Source organism: Mycolicibacter terrae (genome assembly GCF_010727125.1).
GTDB classification, from domain to species: Bacteria; Actinomycetota; Actinomycetes; order Mycobacteriales; family Mycobacteriaceae; genus Mycobacterium; species Mycobacterium terrae.
Genome location: NZ_AP022564.1, coordinates 478879 through 496712, shown reverse-complemented (window position 1 = coordinate 496712; position 17834 = coordinate 478879). Strand labels below are relative to the sequence as shown.

The 17834-nt window shown below is 68.3% G+C and carries 12 protein-coding genes; 3 read left to right on the top strand and 9 right to left on the bottom strand.

The features are described from left to right. Positions 1 to 231 precede the first annotated feature (231 nt). From G6N23_RS02385 to G6N23_RS02375, 3 genes are all read left to right on the top strand, one after another. Positions 232 to 2013 (top strand): hypothetical protein, encoded by a 1782-nt coding sequence (locus G6N23_RS02385; protein ID WP_085261592.1) that lies wholly within the window; start codon positions 232 to 234, stop codon positions 2011 to 2013. Positions 2014 to 2052: 39 nt separating this feature from the next. After that, positions 2053 to 4017, top strand: a complete 1965-nt coding sequence (locus tag G6N23_RS02380) for a hypothetical protein (RefSeq protein WP_085261591.1) — start codon at positions 2053 to 2055, stop codon at positions 4015 to 4017. Between the two features lie 327 nt (positions 4018 to 4344). Continuing rightward, the gene (locus G6N23_RS02375) at positions 4345 to 6108 is read left to right on the top strand and encodes a hypothetical protein (protein ID WP_085261590.1); all 1764 of its coding nucleotides are present in this window, start codon (positions 4345 to 4347) and stop codon (positions 6106 to 6108) included. A 49-nt stretch (positions 6109 to 6157) separates the two neighbouring features. Here G6N23_RS02375 and G6N23_RS02370 read toward each other — a convergent pair whose 3' ends face one another. From G6N23_RS02370 to G6N23_RS02330, 9 genes are all read right to left on the bottom strand, one after another. Then, positions 6158 to 6748 (bottom strand): hypothetical protein, encoded by a 591-nt coding sequence (locus G6N23_RS02370; protein ID WP_085261589.1) that lies wholly within the window; start codon positions 6746 to 6748, stop codon positions 6158 to 6160. Positions 6749 to 6868: 120 nt separating this feature from the next. After that, positions 6869 to 8137, bottom strand: a complete 1269-nt coding sequence (gene purD / locus G6N23_RS02365; protein ID WP_085261588.1) for a phosphoribosylamine--glycine ligase — start codon at positions 8135 to 8137, stop codon at positions 6869 to 6871. 213 nt (positions 8138 to 8350) lie between these two features. Beyond that, on the bottom strand, positions 8351 to 10393 hold the full coding sequence (locus G6N23_RS22345) for a hypothetical protein (protein ID WP_163769693.1): 2043 nt from the start codon (positions 10391 to 10393) through the stop codon (positions 8351 to 8353). After that, complete coding sequence (locus G6N23_RS02355; protein WP_109560202.1) at positions 10390 to 10569, bottom strand: hypothetical protein; 180 nt, start codon at positions 10567 to 10569, stop codon at positions 10390 to 10392. The genes G6N23_RS22345 and G6N23_RS02355 overlap by 4 nt, the downstream gene beginning before the upstream one ends. Continuing rightward, on the bottom strand, positions 10570 to 13656 hold the full coding sequence (locus tag G6N23_RS22340) for a PGRS repeat-containing protein (protein ID WP_163769692.1): 3087 nt from the start codon (positions 13654 to 13656) through the stop codon (positions 10570 to 10572). It lies immediately after the preceding gene. Between the two features lie 601 nt (positions 13657 to 14257). Then, on the bottom strand, positions 14258 to 14692 hold the full coding sequence (locus tag G6N23_RS02345; RefSeq protein ID WP_085261585.1) for a carboxymuconolactone decarboxylase family protein: 435 nt from the start codon (positions 14690 to 14692) through the stop codon (positions 14258 to 14260). Between the two features lie 10 nt (positions 14693 to 14702). Continuing rightward, positions 14703 to 15566 carry an NAD(P)-dependent oxidoreductase gene (locus G6N23_RS02340; RefSeq protein WP_085261584.1) on the bottom strand — a complete coding sequence of 288 codons (864 nt, stop codon included), beginning with the start codon at positions 15564 to 15566 and terminating at the stop codon, positions 14703 to 14705. Further along, complete coding sequence (locus G6N23_RS02335; RefSeq protein WP_085261853.1) at positions 15563 to 16315, bottom strand: SDR family oxidoreductase; 753 nt, start codon at positions 16313 to 16315, stop codon at positions 15563 to 15565. Before G6N23_RS02335 ends, G6N23_RS02340 begins: the two co-directional genes overlap by 4 nt. A 34-nt stretch (positions 16316 to 16349) precedes the next feature. Next, on the bottom strand, positions 16350 to 17819 hold the full coding sequence (locus G6N23_RS02330) for an aldehyde dehydrogenase (RefSeq protein ID WP_085261852.1): 1470 nt from the start codon (positions 17817 to 17819) through the stop codon (positions 16350 to 16352). Between the last annotated feature and the right edge of the window lie 15 nt (positions 17820 to 17834).

Sequence of the window (17834 nt, the reverse complement as noted above, 5' to 3'; positions counted from 1 at the left end):
CATTACGGCGCCGGAATCGAGCCCACGGTCAGCTGGCCGCGCCGCACGGCAGGCCGCAAATGGGCATCTTTTGTCCGCAATTCCTCCGATTTGTCTCCTAGATCGGTCGAAATTTCCCGCATCGTGGCCCGAAAAATTCTTGTGTGACGCAGAACACCCGGGTAATTTTTCTCAACGTACTCATGGGTAACTCACCTGTTCCTGAGCCCGACCAACGGATTGGAAGGCCTGATGACGAATCGGCGTGCACAGGCGGCCGTTATTGCCGCCACTGCGGGTGGCGGACTCCTGACCGCAGCGTTTCTCCAAGCCGCGGTCGGTGTCGCCGCACCCGGTGAGGACGCGTTCACCATCGACGGCACTACGTTCGACCCGACATTGGCCGATGGCGGCCAGGGCTTCGACCCTGTCGGTCCGCTCAGCCTGGCTCCGCCGCTGCTGGCCCTCGGCGGCGGGAAAGCCCTCGGCATCCTCAATCTCGCCCCGCAGAGCTTCGACCTCTACAACGGCACCACCGCACTCGGCAGCATCGACACCAACGAAACCGTGTCCTACCTGTTCGGCCTGCCCAACACCGCGTTCACCGTCCTCGACAGCACCCCCGCCGACGGTGCCGACGCCTCGGCACTCCCGGTCGCCGGCACTGTCTACGACGTGTTCAACCTGGGCGGCGGCTTCTACAACGTCTACGTCGCCACCCCGGGCGAAGACGGCACCGTCACCGACACCCTGGTGACCCCGTTCGGCAACACCGACCTGAGCTCACTGTTCGCCGCGATGAACGCCGCCAATCCGCTGCAGCCCGGCGACGCCTTCGCCGCGCTACAGGCCGGCAACAGCAGCATCGGCGACGATGCCTTCACCATCGGCAACTACACCTTCGACCCTTTCACCACGTCCGGCGACACGACGACTGAGGGCTTCGCTCCAGTCGACTCGCTGGCGAGCATTCCGCCGCTGTTGAACCTCGGCGGCGGCCAGCTGACGCTCAGTACGTCCTTCCCCCAAACCCAGCCGACCCCCTTCGCCCCGCAAGACTTCACCGTCTACAGCGGAACCGGGTCGAGCGCCACCGAAGTGGGCAGCATCAACACCGCTGTGGACGTGACCAACCTGCTGGGCATGACCAACACCGAGTTCATCGTCCAAGGCGTCACCCCGGCCGACGGAGTGGAGGCCGCGCAGCTACCGGTCGTGGGCACCGTCTACGACGCGTTCAACCTCGGCAACGGCTGGGCGAACGTCTACACCGCCACCCCGGACGTCATCGCCGCCGACGGCACCGTTACCAGCGGCACCGTCACCGACACCCTGGTAACCCCGTTCGGCAACATGAGCCTGGACGCACTGTTCGGTGGCATCAATCTGGCCAACCCGCTCGACCCGGGCGACGCCTTCACCGGCCTGCAGGTCGGCGACAGTTCCTTCGGCGAGGATGCCTTCAGTCTCGGCGGCTATGTCTTCGACCCGTTCACCACGACCGGCGGCGTCTCGACCGAGGGCTTCCACGTCATTCCGGCGTTGATCGGCGCAGCCCCGCTGTTGAACCTCGGCGGCGCCACGGTCGGCATCGGCACCACCGATGCGCCGATCAACTTTTCGCCGCAAGACTTCGACGTCTACGGCGGCTCTGGCGACAGCGACCTCGGGACCGTCAGGACAAGCGTGAACGTGTCCGAGCTGCTGGGCTTTACCAACACCGAGTTCACCGTCCAAAGTGTCACGGCCGCAGACGATATCGACGCCTCCGCACTGCCGGCGGTGGGAACGGTCTACGACGTCTTCAACCTGGGCGGCGGTTGGCAGAACATCTACATCGCCACTCCCGGCGAGGACGGCACCATCACCGACACGCTGGTGACGCCGTTCGGCAACGTCGACCTGAGCTCGCTGTTCGGCAGCTTCAACGCCGCGGGCCCGCTCGACCCGGGCGATGCCTTCACCGGTCTCGACGACGCGGCGTCAACGGCCGCAGGCAGCTTCGACCTCTTCGACCCGGGCAGCTGGTTCTGAGCTTCGGTCCCCAGCTAACAGATTGAAAGGTGTGTGACGATGAACCGACGTATCCAGGCTTTCACGATTGCCGCCACCGCCGGGGGCGGGCTGCTGACAGCAGCGTTTCTGCACGCGGCGATCGCGGTCGCCGACAGCGGATCCAACGCCGGGTTCACCATCGGCGATATCAGCTTCACCGACCCGGTGGCGATCGACGCGCTGACCGGCACGCAGACCGACGGCTATGAAGCTCTCACCCCGATGTTCGCCAATGCCCCGCTGCTCTCGCTCGGCAGCGACAGCCTGCTGGGCCTGTTCAGCCTCGGCTCGCAGCAGTTCACCATCGAGGACAGCAGCGGCGAAACGCTCGGCACACTTCTAACCTCGACCAACGTTCAGAATCTCCTGGGCATCGTCACCGCGCAGTTCACCGTCACCAGCAGCACTGCGGCCGACGGGCTGACCGCCGCTCAAGCCGCCGAGCTGCCCGCCGACGGCACGGTGTACAGCATCACCAACCTCGGCGGCGGCTTCGCGAACGTCTACGTGGCCGTGCCCAACGCCGACGGAACGGCCGCCTCCAGCATCACCAACACGTTCGTCACCCCGTTCGGCAACTTCGACCTACCGACCCCCTATGACGCCATCGCACCGCTGGACCCGGGTGCCCCTCTGGAAGCCCTGGGGAACGCATCCGGCATCAGCGGGCTCAGCGACAATGCGTTCACCATCGGGGCCACCACCTTCGACCCGGGCAGCGACGGCATCGACATCCCTATGCCGTTGTCTTTGTCCAGCTTCGCGCCGCTGCTGAGTTTGCAGGCCAGCGCCCTCAATATCTCCGGTTCCGGCATAGAAGGTACCCAGGCGGAGCAGGACTTCACGGCGTACGCCGACGGTACCGACGCCGGCACCGTCCACACCTTCCTCTGGTACTCCGACGTGCTCGGCATCGACAGCACCCAGTTCACCGTCGGCGCCATCGACCCGGCCACCTCCACGCTCGAAAGCGCCCTAGCCGCTGACTTAGACTTCAGCAGCGCCGATTTCACCGCAGAAGACCTGGCGAATGCCCTGGCCGCCAACAGCGACATCCTCCGCTACGGCAGCGGTGACATCACCGGCAATGACGTTCTCATCTCGCTTCTTCCCAGCGATCTCAACCTCGCCGGCAGCGAGATCACCAACGATGAAATAGCAAGCGTGCTCAACAACATCAATCTCGCCGACCTACCCGCCGTCGGGACGGTCTACAGCGTCACCGACCTCGGTGGTGGTTTTGCCAACGTCTACGAAGCCGTCCCGGGTATTGACGGCGGGCCGGCCACCATCACCGACACCCTGGTCACCCCGTTCGGCAACCTCAACATACCGACGACCTTTGACGCGACCAGCCCGCTGGATCCGGCTGCGCCGCTGGGTGCGCTCGCCGCGACGTCTGACAGCGCCGCCCTCAGCGACAACGCGTTCACCATCGGCGGGACCACCTTCGACCCGGGCAGCGACGGGTTCAGCACCGATGCCAGCTATCCACTATTCGGTATCGCACCGCTGCTGCAGATCGCCGGCGTCAACGCGCTCGGGGCGTTCCTGCCCACCCAGGACGGTATCTCGGTGTACGACGACAGCGGCGCCACCCTGGGCACGGTCAGTTTCGGCGAGAACATGTCGAACATTCTCGGAATCGAGACCACCCAGTTCACCGTCACCTCGGTCGATGCCGCCTCCGGTCTCACCGACGCGCAGATCGCCGACTTGCCCACGCTGGGCACGGTCTACAGCGTCACCGACCTCTGGGGCTTCACCAACGTCTACGAGGCCATCCCTAACGCCGACGGCACGGCAGCATCGAGCATCACCGACACGTTGATCACCCCGTTCGGCACCTTCGACCTGTCGGGCATGTTCAGCATGTTCGATGCCGTCGCACCGCTTGACGCGGGCGACGCGGTCTCGGGCCTCGACGCGGCCGGCGCCGCCGCGGCGGGCTTCGACCTGTTCGACCCGGGCAGCTGGTTCTAACCGGGTATACACGACACCCCCGCTCGGCGTCTGACGCCAAGTGGGGGTGTCTGCGTTCACGCTGACGGTCCGGGCGATTATTCAGCGCTTCTCAGTGGCGGCCCAGAATCAGGCGCATGCATAGATCGACTATTTGCCACTGTGGGGCCGCGAATCGGCAAAATTCGGCAGAATTTAACCGTTTCGTCTCCCGAAATGACGAAATTTCCCCGCATTATGCTTCGCGAATCCCTTGTGTGACAGAGAACACGCGTAGTAGCTTTCTCTCAACCTACTCATGGGTAACTCATCTGTTCCTGAGTCCCGCCCAACAGATTGGAAGGCTCCATGACGAACCGACGAGCCCAGGCGGCCGCCGTTGCCGCCACCGCGGGTGGCGGGTTACTGGCCGCAGCGTTTCTGCAGGCCGCGGTTGCTGCCGCCGCGCCCGGTGAGGATGCCTTCACCATCAACGGCGCCACTTTCGACCCCATCAATCTGTCTGGCGACGCGGGCTTCAACCCTGTCCTTCCGATCAGCCTTGCTCCGCCGCTATTGAGCCTCGGTGGCGGGACAGTGAGCTTTTTCGGTAATACGCTGGATCTCTCGCCGCAAACCTTCGACGTGTACAGCGGTACCGGGTCGAGCGCGACCGCCCTCGGCAGCATCGACACCAACGAAACCGTCACGAACCTCCTCGGTCTGCCCAACACCGAGTTCGTCGTCACCGGCGTCACCGGCGATGCAACCGGCCTGCCGGCGCTGGGGACGGTCTATGACGTGCTCAACCTGGGCGGCGGCTTCTACAACGTCTACACCGCGACACCGAGCGTCGGAGACACCAGCGGCACCGTCACCGACAAGCTGGTGACCCCGTTCGGCAACATCGACCTGAGCTCGCTGTTCGCCGGCGTCAACGCCGCCGACCCGCTGCAGCCCGGCGACGCCTTCGCCGGTCTGGAAGCGGCCACCGGCGCCGGCGGTGATGACGCCTTCGCCATCGGCAGCACCACCTTCGACCCGTTCAGCACCGCTGAGGACGGCACCGTGACCGAAGGCTTCAACCCCGTCTCCGCCCTCGGCGGCACACCGCCACTACTGAACCTCGGCGGCGGCATACTGCTGGGATCAGTCGCGCTCGCGCCGCAAGAGTTCGACGTCTACAGCGGCGTCGGGTCCGGCGCCACCCAGGTGGGCACCATCGACACCGGTGTGTCCGCGACGAATCTGCTGGGCATGGCCAACACCCAGTTCACCGTTCTCAGCGCCACCCCTACCGGTGCGGACGGGTCGGGTCTGCCGGCAACCGGGACGGTCTATGACGTGTTAAACCTCGGCAACGGCTGGCAGAACGTCTACACCGCCACTCCCGATGTCACCGCCGACGACGGCACCATCACCCACGGCACCGTCACCGACACTCTGGTGACGCCATTCGGCAACATGAATCTGGACTCGCTGTTCGGCGGTATCAACGCCGCCAACCCGCTGCACCCGGGCGACGCCTTCACCGGTCTACTCGTCGGCGACAGCACCATGCCCGACGCCTTCACCCTCGGCGGCTTCACTTTCGACCCGATGATGGCGGACGGCACCGAGGGTTTCAAGGACGCCCCCGCCCTGCTCGGCATTGCGCCACTGCTGAGCCTCGCATCCGGGCAGATCCAGAAGTACGACACCATCCCGCTCAACCTGAATATTCAGGACTTCGACGTCTACAGCGGCAGCGGGTCAAGCACCACCGACCTCGGCACCATCTCTACCGCCACGGGTGTGACCAACCTGCTGGGCTTTACCAACACCGAGTTCACCATTCAGACTGTCACCGCCGCCGACGGTGTGGACGCCTCGATGCTGCCGGCGGTGGGCACCGTCTACGACGTCTTCAACTTGGGCGGCGGCTGGGAGAACATCTACATCGCCACCCCGGGTGATGACGGCACCGTCATCGACATGTTGGTGACGCCGTTCGGCAACGTCGACCTGAGCTCGCTGTTCGGCGACATCAACGCAGCCAATCCGCTCGATGCAGGCGCCGCCTTCACCGGACTCGACGACGTGGGGTCCGCGCTCGCATCCTCGTGGGACCCGCTGGCGTTCTTGGGCTTCTGAGCTTCGACGGGCTGACCGGATCCAAGCACGCCCGGTCAGCCCGGAGCGCTTACTGGCAGAGCTTGCCCAGTTCCGCGATCCGCGCGTCAAGGTCGCGTCCCAGCTGTTCCCGATCGGAGTTCGGTTGCCCGACAAGATAACTGAGATTCAGGTGCTCTAACTCGCCGGCCATCGCGTTGGCGGCTTTCACCACATCCTGCGGAGCAGCCGGGTTCGCTTCGAGCCGACCCCGCAGGTAGGCGGCACCCGCAGTCAGTGACAATCTCGCGTTGGCGGCCACCGCGAGTTGGGCAACCGGGTTCTGCGGATCCGGGTTCTTCAGGTGCATGTTGTTGGCCACCGCCTGACGCGCGAGCACTGCTGCGGAGCAGACGTCCTTGGTCGCGTCGGCGGCGTGTTGGCCGGAGGACTTGGCCGATGCTTCGGATCCCGGGTGCCAGAAGGCGGCCACACCCGCACCGCCGAGGGCTCCGGCGACCAGCGCGACCGCTGCCGCCGCGACAACCGGGCGCCAGCCCGGTGTCGCCGGCGCTGTGACCGCCGGGGTCTTGGGCGCCGGCCTTTTCGGAGCTTCCGCCTGGTCGGTTGGGTGTTCCTGGGTGGCCGACTCCGCGGAGTCCGGCTGACTTTGGTCAGACATACTGAGTCATCCTACCGTCGCGGTTGCCATCACTTCGGGCGCAACGACCAAGCACCCGGGTGAGCCCGAAACGAATATCGCCCGCCGGACGCCGGGAATTGCCGAGGCCGGTGTGGCCGGTTAGACGTGAATCGTGCCTTCGGCGGCGGCCAAACCGATATCGGTGCGGAAGTGACTGCCCGGCAAGCGAATCGAACCGAGCGTCCGGTAGGCGGCCGCGCGGGCCGCGGCCAGGTCGTCACCGGTGCCCACCACCGACAGCACCCGGCCGCCGGAGGACACCACCGCGCCGTCGTCGCGGTGGGCGGTGCCGGCATGCAACACGGCGTCGCCCTCGGCGCCGACGATCACGTCGCCGATCCGCGGCCGGCCCGGATAGTTCTCGGCGGCCAGCACGACCGTCACCGCCGCGCCATCCCGCCAGCGCAGCGCACCGAACTCACCGAGGCCGCCGGTTGCGGCGGCGTGCAGCAGCTGCCCGAGCGGCGACTCCAGCAGGGCCAGCACCGCCTGGGTCTCCGGATCGCCGAAGCGACAGTTGAATTCGACCACCGCCGGCCCGGTCGAGGTCATCGCCAGACCGGCGTACAGCAGCCCGGCGAACCGGCTGCCCCGGCGCAGCAGTTCGGCCGCGACCGGTTTGATGATGTCGCCGACGATGCCCGCCGCCGCCTGCCGGGACAGCCAGGGCAGCGGGGCGTAGGCACCCATCCCGCCGGTGTTGGGGCCGGTGTCGCCGTCGCCGACGCGTTTGAAGTCTTGTGCGGGCAGCAGCGGCACCACGGTGTCGCCATCGACGATGCAGAACAGTGAGATTTCGGGCCCGTCGAGAAACGATTCCAACAGCACCGGATGACCGGCATCGAGCAGCCCGGCCGCGTGGGCCCGCGCCGCGGCCCGGTCGGGGGTGACCACCACGCCTTTTCCGGCGGCCAGCCCGTCGTCCTTGACCACCCAGGCCGCCTCGCCGGCCTCCGGGCCGAACCGGCTGAGAGCGGCGTCGAGGTCGGCCGGGCTGTCGACGATCTCTGAGCGGGCGGTGCGCACGCCCGCCGCGGCCATCACGTCCTTGGCGAATGCCTTCGAGCCTTCGATGCGGGCGGCGTCCTTCGACGGCCCGAAGCAGGCGATCCCGGCGGCGCGTACCGCATCGGCCACGCCCAGCACCAACGGAACCTCCGGCCCGATCACCACCAGGTCGGCCTCGACCTCTCGGGCCAGCGCGGTGACCGCCGAACCGGAGGTGATGTCGACGTCACGCTGCTCGGCCACTGCCGCCGTGCCTGCGTTTCCGGGTGCGACCACCAGGTGATCGACCTTGGGGTCCTTGCGAAGGGCCAGCAATAGCGCGTGCTCGCGGGCACCGGAACCAATAACCAAGATGCGCACGGCTACCCACCTTATCCGGCGGCGATACGCCGCCGCGCTTACCCGATCGGCCTTCGATGCCGCGGTCGACCGCCCGGCCAAACGCCGCGGCTTCCCCGAGTGCGGAGATAACGGGCGGAGCCCACCAACACTGTCGTGTTGGTGGGCTCCTCGCCGGTCGCCATGGCCAGCTCCGGATCCGCCGGGAACCTGGACCAGCCGACGCTCACTCAATTATCGGGAGCCGTCGCCACCGACCCCGCCGGCCCCACCGGTAGAGCCGTCGTTTGGTTGACCGGGCGTCCCTGCGGCGCCGGGGCCCGCGTTGGACGCGCCGCCGTGCCCTCCATCGGCGCCGTCGCCACCGGCCAGTGGGCCGTCGCCTCCGTCGCCTCCGTCGCCTCCGTCGCCTCCGGCCACGCCGCCGAAAGCGCCCTGGCCGCCGATGCCCCCGTCACCGCCGGTAGACAGACCGCCGCCGTCACTGGGCCCGCCGCCATTGCCGCCATTGCCGCCATTGCCGCCAGTACCCGTTGAACCGCCTGTGCCTCCGTCGCCGCCCTCACCACCATGGCCGGCTACCTTGCCGCCGGCGTTCAGATGGGTGTCGCCGCCGTTGCCGCCGTTGCCGCCGTTACCACCGACACCACCGATCACATCAGCGGCGGATCCGCCGTTGCCGCCATTACCGCCATTCCCCCCGTCCTCCGAGTTGCCACCTTTAGCGCCCTCGCCGCCGTCACCTCCATTGCCGCCATGGCCGTCGCCACCCGCAGTGTTGATGGCGTCACCGCCGTTGCCGCCGACGCCGCCGTCGCCGGCCAGCGCCGCCGCCCCCGTCGAGCCCTTGGCTCCCGCGCCGCCAGCGCCCCCGTCGCCCGCGTGTGCACCGGTGCCGCCGTTACCACCGATGCCGCCGGTGCCGCCCTGACCTTGTGCACCACCCGCGTCGGTCGCGTTGCCGCCGATGCCGCCAGCGCCCCCGTCGCCGCCATCGCCCGTGTTGGCCACAGACCCGTCGCCATTGGCGCCGCCTGCAGCACCGTTACCGCCGAGACCACCATGACCTCCGAGGCCTCCGGTCAAACCATTGCCGTCGGCGTCCACACCGGACTGACCGCCTTCGCCGCCGACACCACCGACGCCGCCATTGCCGCCGACGCCGCCGACACCGCTGGAAGCCTGCGCATCGCCACCGGCACCACCGGCACCGGCCTGACCGCCGGCGCCGCCTTGGCCGCCATTGGTGCCATCGCCGGCAGCGCCGAGGCCACCATCGCCGCCGATGCCGCCTGTGCCGCCGACACCGCCGTTGCCCAATTCGGTGCCACCCTGGCCGCCGATGCCACCCTTGCCGCCGGCGCCACCGTCACCGGCGTTGGTAACAGAGCCGCCCGACGATGCTCCCAGGCCGCCGTCTTGGCCCTGGCCGCCGTTGCCGCCGGCGCCACCGCTTCCGTAAGCGCTCCCGTCGCCGCCGTTGCCGCCGGCACCGCCGGCCACGCCGTTGACGCCGACCCCGCCGGCTGAGCCGGCCAGGCTGACGCCGTCGCCGCCGTCACCACCGTTGCCCTGGGGGCCGGTCGGGCCGTTTCCGGCCACGCCGTCGGAGCCTTGGATTGAACCGCTCCCGCCGTTTCCAGCCGCGCCACCGGCGCCGAGTTGTCCACCGTTGCCGCCGTTACCGCCGTCACCGGAGCCCAACACGCCGTCGGCACCCCGACCGCCGTCACCGGCTTTGCCGGCGTCGCCGCCGCTGCCGCCGTCACCGCCGGCGCCCTGACTGCCCGCGGCGCCGTTCGTCGCAACCCCGGCTGCGCCACCGGTACCGCCGTTACCGCCGGCGCCGCCGCTACCGGCAGCACCGCCTTGCCCGCCGGCGCCGCTGGTGTTCGCGCGGTAGTCGCCGGCCGCACCGGTATTTCCATTCCCGCCGTTACCGCCGTCGGCGCCGTTACCGGCGTTACCGCCATTGCCGCCATTGCCGGCGCTGGTGCCGCCGGCGCCACCGGCGCCACCATCCCCACCGGAACCACCGGCCTGGCCGGTTTGACCGGCGCCTCCGAGTGCGAGGGGGCTACCGCCGTCGCCGCCGGCGAGGCCATCACCACCGGCACCACCACTGCCACCGTTGCCGTAGCTGCCACCACTACCACCGGCACCACCATTGCCACCGCTCTGCCCGGCATTGACCGCGTCATGACCGGCACCACCGTTGCCCCCGACACCGCCCTGGGTGGCCTGCACCCCGGCAACACCATCAGCACCGGTGGTCAAGCCGCTACCACCGTGGCCCGCAGCACCACCGGCACCCGAACCAGCAGCGTCACCACCATCACCACCATCAAGGTGAGCCACGGTGCCATCAGCACCGGCACCACCGTTACCGGACACACCACCGCGACCACCAGAACCGGCATCACCACCAGCACCCTGACTGCCCGCAGCGCCATTCACCGCAACACCGGCCGCGCCACCGGAACCACCATTACCGCCGGCACCACCGACGCCACCGGAACCGGCATTGCCACCGGCACCGTCATTGACCCCGACCGCACCCGCGGCGCCATCGCCACCGACACCACCGGCGCCACCGTCGGCACCGACACCACCAGCACCACCACTGCCGGCATTACCCGCGACCGAGCCACCGGCACCACCAGCACCACCAGAACCACCGGAACCACCGGCCTGGCCGACTCCACCGACCCCACCACCAGCACCGGCCGTCGCACCACTGACACCAGCACCACCCACGCCGCCGGCGAGGCCATCACCACCGGCACCACCACTGCCACCGTTGCCGTAGCTGCCACCACTACCACCGGCACCACCATTGCCACCGCTCTGCCCGGCAGTGACCGCGTCATGACCGGCACCACCGTTGCCCCGACACCGCCCTGGGTGGCCTGCACCCCGGCAACACCATCAGCACCGGTGGTCAAGCCGCTACCACCGTGGCCCGCAGCACCACCGGCACCCGAACCAGCAGCGTCACCACCATCACCACCATCAAGGTGAGCCACGGTGCCATCAGCACCGGCACCACCGTTACCGGACACACCACCGCGACCACCAGAACCGGCATCACCACCAGCACCCTGACTGCCCGCAGCGCCATTCACCGCAACACCGGCCGCGCCACCGGAACCACCATTACCGCCGGCACCACCGACGCCACCGGAACCGGCATTGCCACCGGCACCGTCATTGACCCCGACCGCACCCGCGGCGCCATCGCCACCGACACCACCGGCGCCACCGTCGGCACCGACACCACCAGCACCACCACTGCCGGCATTACCCGCGACCGAGCCACCGGCACCACCAGCACCACCAGAACCACCGGAACCACCGGCCTGGCCGACTCCACCGACCCCACCACCAGCACCGGCCGTCGCACCACTGACACCAGCACCACCCACGCCGCCGGCGAGGCCATCACCACCGGCACCACCACTGCCACCGTTGCCGTAGCTGCCACCACTACCACCGGCACCACCATTGCCACCGCTCTGCCCGGCAGTGACCGCGTCATGACCGGCACCACCGTTGCCCCCGACACCGCCCTGGGTGGCCTGCACCCCGGCAACACCATCAGCACCGGTGGTCAAGCCGCTACCACCGTGGCCCGCAGCACCACCGGCACCCGAACCAGCAGCGTCACCACCATCACCACCATCAAGGTGAGCCACGGTGCCATCAGCACCGGCACCACCGTTACCGGACACACCACCGCGACCACCAGAACCGGCATCACCACCAGCACCCTGACTGCCCGCAGCGCCATTCACCGCAACACCGGCCGCGCCACCGGAACCACCATTACCGCCGGCACCACCGACGCCACCGGAGCCGGCATTGCCACCGGCACCGTCATTGACCCCGACCGCACCCGCGGCGCCATCGCCACCGACACCACCGGCGCCACCGTCGGCACCGACACCACCAGCACCACCACTGCCGGCATTACCCGCGACCGAGCCACCGGCACCACCAGCACCACCAGAACCACCGGAACCACCGGCCTGGCCGACTCCACCGACCTCACCACCAGCACCGGCCGTCGCACCACTGACACCAGCACCACCCACGCCGCCGGCGAGGCCATCACCACCGGCACCACCACTGCCACCGTTGCCGTAGCTGCCACCACTACCACCGGCACCACCATTGCCACCGTCAGTGCCCGCCGCCGCGTACACGTCTGCCGACGCGTCATAACCGGCACCACCGTTTCCACCGTTGCCGCCGGTACCCACGGCACCCGTGGAGCCATCGGTGCCCGCGGTGGATCCGGTGCCGCCGGCACCGCCCGCGCCACCAGCACCCACATCACCGCCGTTTCCGCCCGCGCCCCCGTCGCGATGCGTGGCATCCCCGACGCCACCGAGACCGCCATCACTGGCGTCACCGCCACGGCCGCCGGCGCCACCGTTGCCGCCGACACCCTCCTTGCCATCGGCGCCGAAGAGGCTGGCGCCCTTACCGCCGGCACCGGCGTTACCGCCGGCGCCGCCGGCCGCACCCAGGCCCCCACTACCGCCGTCACCGCCGATGCCGCCCGGAGTCGTCGCGTCCTCGCCAGCGACACCCGCACCACCGTTGCCGCCGGATCCGCCGGCACCACCGGCGCCGCCGTTACCGCCGATCCCGACGATCGAGGAACCATCTCCGCCGCGACCGCCGTTGCCAGCGACACCGCCGGCCACACCATTGCCGCCGCTGCCACCGGGTGCGGTGCCGACACCGCCATTGGTGCCGTTCCAACCCGCACCACCGACCCCGCCGTTGCCGCCGTTACCCCACGCACCCATACCGAAGAAGTCCTGGGCCTGACCCGACGAACCGCCGATACCGCCGTTGCCGGCCGCCAACGTGGCGGTGCCGTTGCCGCCGGCGCCGCCGTCACCGCCGTTGCCCCACATCTCTCCGCCGTGGCCGCCGTTACCACCGTCGGCGCCCAACCCGCCGGCGCCGCCGTCACCCCCATTGCCGATCCCGCCGGCTTGCCCGCCGTTACCGCCGGCGATACCCAGCTGGTCCGACGCCCAGCCGTCGCCGCCGTCACCGAACCACAACCCACCGGTCTGGCCATCCGGGTCGAGCTCGGTGCCATCGGCACCGTTGCAGATCACACCGCAGGCGCCCTGCGTCAGCGGCTCGAACATCTGGTTGACGAAGTCGTCGACCTGTTGGCCGAACGGGCTGTTGATCCAGTCCTGCATGGAGTCATGCAGCGGCATGTAGATGCTGTCCTGCCACATCTGGGCGAAGTCGGTATCGGCTGCAGAGCCCCAGGCACCCCCGGCAGAGAAGGCGAACAGGCCGAGCCCCGAGGTCGCACCGTCATCGACCGGGACCCCGAAGAGGGGATTGATCAGGTCCATGCCCCAGTCGAATTCGTCGGCCTGCGCGGCCGGGGAGGCGGCCAACGGCGCCATCCCGAACGCCAAGAACGCCCCGACCGAAGCTGCGGCCCCGACCGCTCGGTCATGCCGACGCCCCCGCGCGTTGCCTTTGCTGTCGCCACTACCCATGATTCCCGAGCCCTTTCGCCGGATCCCGCCTTAGGTTTGCCGATCTCTCTGTGATCTTTCCGTTACATCACACACAGAGATTTTTAAGCTAGTCACATAACAAACTCATTGTCAATGAACTAGCTCATTTAAATTTGATCGGTCTATTAATGGCCAGGTTGAATCACTGATGGTCTTGTTAGCGGGCGATAGTCCTGACCGATAAGTGGTATTTCTGTGACGAATGATGCGGTTGTTAACGGAGTAACTCCGTGCGGTGCCGCAGACATAAGTTGACTTATCTAGCAAAATCTCAGCAAATACGGCGTCCTGCGGACTCGGCCCAACCGACGCCGACCGAAACGACCTCGCCGGCTGTCAGCACGGAAAAATTGGCTCGGCACCGGGCCAGCAGGCCTCGGACGCCCGCGGGTCACGCAGGTCGTAACTGCGCTAGCTTTGCGGCCCGAATCGGGGCTTTGCGGTCGCGCACCGCGCAGCGCGGCCACCAGAACACCGCGGCGATCTCGCTGCCGTCGTCAACGACTAGAAGCTCACGTTGGGCAACCCCGTATGTCGCGGGGTCGGCACTGACCCGAAGACGAGAGTTGCCCGAGAACCGTCAGTCGCGCGTTTTACCCGCTTCCCGGGCCAATACCTCATCGACGTTGGCCTTCTTGTCTTCACCCTGGCCCGCGGCGGCAGCTTTGCTCCGCTTGGCGATGACCTGTTCGACGACACTGTTCAGCACCGACCCCAGCGGGAAGCCGACATAGTGGGTGATGAAGATGACCATCTCGCGCAGCTCGTCCTCGGTCATCTCACCGTTGTGCAGCGCGGCGTTGACCTGAATCCCGGCCAGGTCCTTCTGGCCCAGCGCGGTGACTACCGCCAGGGTGATCAGTCGCTTGTCGCGCATGGAGAGTCCGGGTCGGGTCCATATCCTGCCGAACAGGTGATCGGCGGTGAGCGCGAAGAACTCGCCCGGCATGTCCGGCATCTCCCAGGCGTAGACCTCGTTCATCTTGGCCAGGCCGGTGCGGCGCAGTTCGTCCATCAGATCTCTCCTAGTCGTCGGTGTGCGGCACGCCCAGGCCGGCGGCGAGCTCGGTCAGCGCCACCTGGGCCAGCGGGAGGTCGACTCCGGTGGCCTGCCCCAATGCCAGTGCGAGGCGCAGGTCCTTCTCCCCGAGACCGCGGGTGTGGGTGAACGCCTCGCGCAGGAAATGCTCGGCGGGCAGGGGCGCCGTCGAGTCGAGCAGCATGATGGCCCCGGGCCCTCCGGTGAGCGCGTCGGTGTGACGCACGACGCGGCCCAGCGCCTGCAGATCCAGCCCGGCCGCCTCGGCCAACTTCATGGCCTCTCCGGCCGCTGCGTAGGCGGTGAACGTCAACATGTTGCGGGCCAGCTTCATTCGGGTGCCGGCGCCCGGCTCTCCGGCGTGGATGACCAGTGACGCCCAGCACTTGAACGCCGGCTTGATCTGTTCGTAGACCGCGCGTTCGGCGCCGACCATGGTGGCCAGCTGGCCCTTCTGGGCGGCACCGGCGCCACCGCTGACCGGTGCGTCGATGACGTGGATGCCCTGCGGCTTGAGGGCCTCGGCCAATTCGGCGGCCGTGGTGTCGGCGATCGTCGAGTGGATCGCGATGACGGTGCCCGGTTTGGCGTTGGCCGCCAGTTCGGCGACGACCTCGCGGACCTGGGCGTCGTCGAGCACTGTGACGCTGATGATGTCGGCTGAGGCGGCGACACCGGCGACGCTGTCGGCCTGCTTGGCCCCGGCATCGGTCAGCGGGCCCATCGCTTCGGCCCGCACATCGAATACCGTTACGCCACCGGGCCAATCGACCAGGCGCTGGGCCATCGGCGCACCCATGTTCCCGAGCCCGATGTAGCCGAGGCGGGGCTTCATATCAGTCGTGCTCATGACCGGATGATCTGTCCGCCGTCGACATTGAAGATCTGTCCGGTGATCCACGATGCGGAGTCCGACAGCAGGAACAGACACATCGGAACCAGGTCGTCGGGCGTGCCCATCCGGGACAGCGGCAGTGTCTGCACCATCTGCTTCACGATGGCCTGCGGGGTGGTGGTCCGGTTGGCCTCGGTGTCGATCGGCCCGGGTGCGATCGCGTTGATCCGGATGTTGCGCCAACCCAGTTCGCGGGAGAGCTGCTGGGTCAGGCCGTTGATGCCGACCTTGGCCAGGCCGTAGAAATTCGAGTAAACCCATGCGGCGGTAGAGGACTGGTTGACGATGGCGCCGCCACCGCGCTTGGCCATGTGCTCATAGACTGCGCGGGTGCAGATCAGCGCGCCGTCCAGGTTCACCCGCATGAATTTCTCGTAGTAGTCCCACGGCACGGTCAGTAGGCCGTCGAGCTTCATGCCACCGAAGATCGCGGCGTTGTTGACCAGGTAGTCGATCCCGCCGAACTCCGCCACCGCGGCGTCGGCCATGGCCTGCGCCGACTCGGGGTCGGAGACGTCGACGTGCACCGCCAGAGCCTTGCCGCCGTCGGCGACGATCTGCTTGGCTACGCTCTGCGCGCCCTCGGTGTTGATGTCGGCGACCACCACCGCGGCCCCCTCGGCGGCCAGCGCCTGGGCGTACGCCTGGCCGATCCCGCCGCCGGAACCGGTGACGATGGCCACCTTGCCGTCGAATTGCCCCATCTGCGCCATCTCCTTCGGATCGTTAGGTCTTGAGTCAGTTCGCCGCTGTCGCAATGGCTTTGGTCTCCAGGTACTCCTCGAACCCGGCGACACCCATCTCCCGGCCGTTGCCGGATTGTTTGTACCCGCCGAAGGGCACGTCCGCGGAGTACCAGACCCCGCCGTTGACGTTGACGGTGCCGGCGCGCAGCCGGGACGCCACCCCGGCCGCCCGGTCGGCGTCGGCACCGTAGACCGTTGCGGACAACCCGTACGGCGAGTCGTTGGCGATGCGCACCGCGTCGTCGTCGCCGTCGTGGGCGATCACGGTCAGCACCGGGCCGAAGATCTCCTCGCGGGCCACCCGGGCTTCATTGGTCAGCCCCGCGATCACGGTGGGTTCGATGAAGAAGCCGGCGGCCTGCTCGGCCGGGCGCCCACCACCGCAGGCGAACGTGCCGCCCTCGGCCAGGGCCAGGTCCAGGTAGCTCTGCACCCGGTCGCGCTGGCGCGCCGAGATGACCGGGCCGCACACCGTGCCCGGCTTGGTGGGATCGCCCGGCTTGATCGAGCCCATGGTGCCGGCCGCGATCGCGACCGCCTCGTCGTATCGGGCACGCGGTACCACCAGCCGGGTGGTGATCGCACAGCCCTGCCCGGCGTGCACGCAGACTGAGAACCCCGCCACCGAGCAGGCCGCGGCTAGATCGGCGTCGTCGAGCACCACGAAGGCGGACTTGCCGCCCAGCTCCAGGAAGACCTTCTTGATGGTGGCGGCCGCGTCGGCCATCACACTGCGGCCGGTGGCTGTCGACCCGGTGAACGAAACCATGTCCACCCGAGGGTCTTTCGCGAGCATGGCGCCCAGTGTGTGGTCAGTGGAGGTGACGATGTTGATCACACCCGGCGGCATATCGGTGTGCTCGGCAATCAACTCGCCGATGACCGCTGCGACCCACGGGGTATCCGGTGCGGGCTTGAGCACCACGGTGTTACCGGCGGCCAGCGCCGGGCCGAGCTTGGCCAGGTTGATCTGGTGCGGGAAGTTCCACGGGGTGATGGCGCCGACGACGCCGACCGCTTCCCGCACCACCGAGCGCCGGGTGGGAATTCCCAGCGGGGTGGCATGACCGAGATCCTGCGTCCACGAGTAGCCTTCTGCGGTGTCCGCGGCGAACCGTAGGTCATCGATCGGGCCTTCCAGCTGGGCACCGGCGGTCAGCATCCGGGGCGCGCCCACCTCGGAGATCGTCAGCTCCCGCAGCTCTTCCAGGTGCTCGCGCAGCACGTCGCGCAGCTGGCGCACGCAGCGCACCCGCAGCCCGGTGTTGGTCGACCAGTCGGTGTCGTCGAAGGCCCGCCGTGCCGCGTCGATGGCGCGGTCCATGTCGGCGGCGTCGGCGTTGGCCGCCTCGCCCAGCACCTCCTCGGTGGCGGGGTTGACGGTGGCGAAGCCGCCGGCCCCACCGGAGGCGAGCTTTCCGTCGATGAGCAGACGGCTCACACCGTCGGCCAGTAGCGCCATCATTCACTCCCAGAG